This window comes from Nocardia sp. NPDC004722 (assembly GCF_053601505.1).
Window position 1 is genome coordinate 1 of sequence record NZ_JBSGBY010000906.1, and the last position, 2,402, is coordinate 2,402.

2 protein-coding genes and 1 pseudogene are annotated in these 2,402 nt (G+C 69.4%); all 3 read right to left on the bottom strand.

Features of this window, described 5'->3' with window-relative positions; all coding sequences use genetic code 11:
- Nucleotides 1–124: (d)CMP kinase (locus ACWELQ_RS43835; RefSeq protein WP_452402880.1), on the bottom strand; the 124-nt coding region annotated here is incomplete at its 3' end.
- A 32-nt stretch (nucleotides 125–156) separates the two neighbouring features.
- The gene (locus ACWELQ_RS43840; protein WP_452402879.1) at nucleotides 157–1,809 is read right to left on the bottom strand and encodes a pseudouridine synthase; all 1,653 of its coding nucleotides are present in this window, start codon (nucleotides 1,807–1,809) and stop codon (nucleotides 157–159) included.
- Nucleotides 1,810–1,820: 11 nt separating this feature from the next.
- Nucleotides 1,821–2,312: pseudogene (gene scpB / locus ACWELQ_RS43845) on the bottom strand (SMC-Scp complex subunit ScpB); the annotation flags it as partial.
- Between the last annotated feature and the right edge of the window lie 90 nt (nucleotides 2,313–2,402).

The window sequence follows — 2,402 nt, forward strand, 5'->3', positions numbered from 1 at the left end:
GGTACATGGCTCCGGTGTCGAGGTAGCTGGCCTCGAGGCGGGTCGCGAGCTGACGCGACACGCTCGACTTGCCGGTGCCCGACGGGCCGTCCATGGCGACGACCAGTTGCGCGGAACCGGTCAGCGCGCCGGTCTCGATCAGACTTCCCACACCGTTCACAACGACACCGCCTCGTAGAGCTTCCCGATTTCGTCCCGACCCAGCACACGCAGGGTGCCCGGCCGTTGATCGCCCAGGGCGACCGGTCCGATGTGCGTGCGCACCAGCGCGATCACGGGGTGGCCGACCGCGTCGAGCAGGCGGCGCACGATGTGCTTGCGACCCTCGTGCAGCACCACCTTCACCAGCGACTTGCCCTGGCCGACCTCGAGCACCTGGAAGCGGTCCACCGTGGCGGGGCCGTCCTCCAGCTCGACGCCGCTCTTGAGCAGCTTGCCGACCTCACGGTTGTTGACCTCGCCGTTGACCGTGGCCAGGTAGGTCTTGGACACCTCGAAGGACGGGTGCATGAGCCGGTGCGCGAGATCGCCGTCATTGGTGAGCAGCAGCAGGCCCTCGGTGTCGGCGTCGAGGCGGCCGACGTGGAACAGGCGCTGCCCGGCCGCGATCCGCTCGGCGACGATATCGCCGACACACGGGCGGCCCATCTCGTCGGACATGGTGGACTGCCAGCCCTTGGGCTTGTTCAGCGCCAGGTACACCTGCTCGCCGCGGATCACCACGCGCACGCCGTCGACCCGCACCACCGCGGTCTCCGGATCGATGCGCAGCCCCTGCTCCTTGACGATCTTCCCGTCGACCTCGATACGCCCGGCGTCGATCATCTCCTCGGCCGCGCGGCGCGAGGCCACACCCGCCTTGGCGAGCACCTTCTGCAACCGCTCGCCCTCGCCCCACGGCAGCTTCTTCGGACCGCGCTCCTCGAGGTCCACATGCTGGTGACGCGCGGGCTTCGCATTGCTGATCAGCACGGGCGCAACGACCTTGCGCTCCGGCTTGACGGTCTTCTTCTTGGCCGGAGTGTTCGGCGAGGTGTGCGGAGCCAGCGGGCTACCGCCCCCGATCCGCCCGCGCGAGGCGTTGCGATCCTGCCCGAAACCGGCACGGTCCGAACCGAACCCGGTCCGCCCCTGCCCACCACGGCTGTCACCACGCGCGGAGTTGCCGAACGACGAGCCGCCGCGCGAACCGGAACCCTCACCGCGCGAACCCGATCCGCCACGGGCGCCATAGCCTTCGCCTCGCGGCGTGTAAGAGCCGGAGCCACCCCGAGATTCGCCGTACGAGCCGCCACGCGAACCGCCGCGCGAGTCGGAGGACCCGCTGCCGCCACGGCCGCCGAACGAACCGCTACCGCCACGCGAGTCGCCACGCGAATTGCCGCCCCACGACGAGCCGCCACGCGAATCACTGCCGCGACCGCCGCCGTAAGAGCCACTGCCACCGCGGGAATCGCCGCTACCACGGGAGTCACCGTAGGAGCCGCCGCGCGAACCGCCCGAGCGCGAGTCGTACGACCCGCTGCCACCGCGTCCACCGCCGAACGAACCGCTACCGCCACGCGCGTTGCCGCTACCGCGGGAATCGCCGTACGAGCCGCTACGCGAACCGCCGCGCGAGTCGCCGTATGAGTTGCCGCCGCGTGAATCGCCGCGGGATCCGGCGGAGCCTCCGCCGTAAGAGCTGCCGCCGCGGGCGGACCGGTCGTCTCCGGTCTTGCCTCGCGCGGCCCGGGAACCGCCGCTGGGCGGTTCGCTGCCACGTTTCCTACGTTCCGGTGTGCCATCTCGGCGAGCGGGTGTATTCACGTTGTCCTATTTCAGTCATCGGTGCCGAGGTCGATATCCGCCTCGGCCGGTTTCTTCAGCCTGGTGTACCGGGGGTCGGTGTCCAGGCTCTCGTTGATCTCGTCGATCAGATCGACGCCCGGGAGCAGCGGGGCCAACGGCGGCAGATCCGCCAGTGACGCAAGCCCGATCCGTTCCAGGAACAGTTCGGTGGTGATGTACAGAGTGCCGTTGGTCTCCGGGTCCGCTCCGGCCTCCGCGATCAGCCCCCGCGCCAGCAGGGTCCTGATCACGCCATCCACGTTCACGCCGCGCACCGCACTCACGCGTGCTCGGGTAACCGGTTGACGGTACGCGATCACCGCCATGGTTTCCAAAGCGGCGCGTGTGAGCTTCGACCGTGCGCCGTCCAACAGCATACGTTCCACATAGGGCGCGAATTCCTGCCGCGTGTAGTAACGCCACCCATCCCCCACGAACCTGAGATCCATGCCACTGCGCCGCGCGGTCAACTCCGCTGACAATGTGAAGGTCGGCGCGCTGCAGGGCCAGGGCCTGGCCACCGCGCTCAAGGACAAGCCGGGCGCGCAGGTCGTCGAGATCGAGGGCGCGCC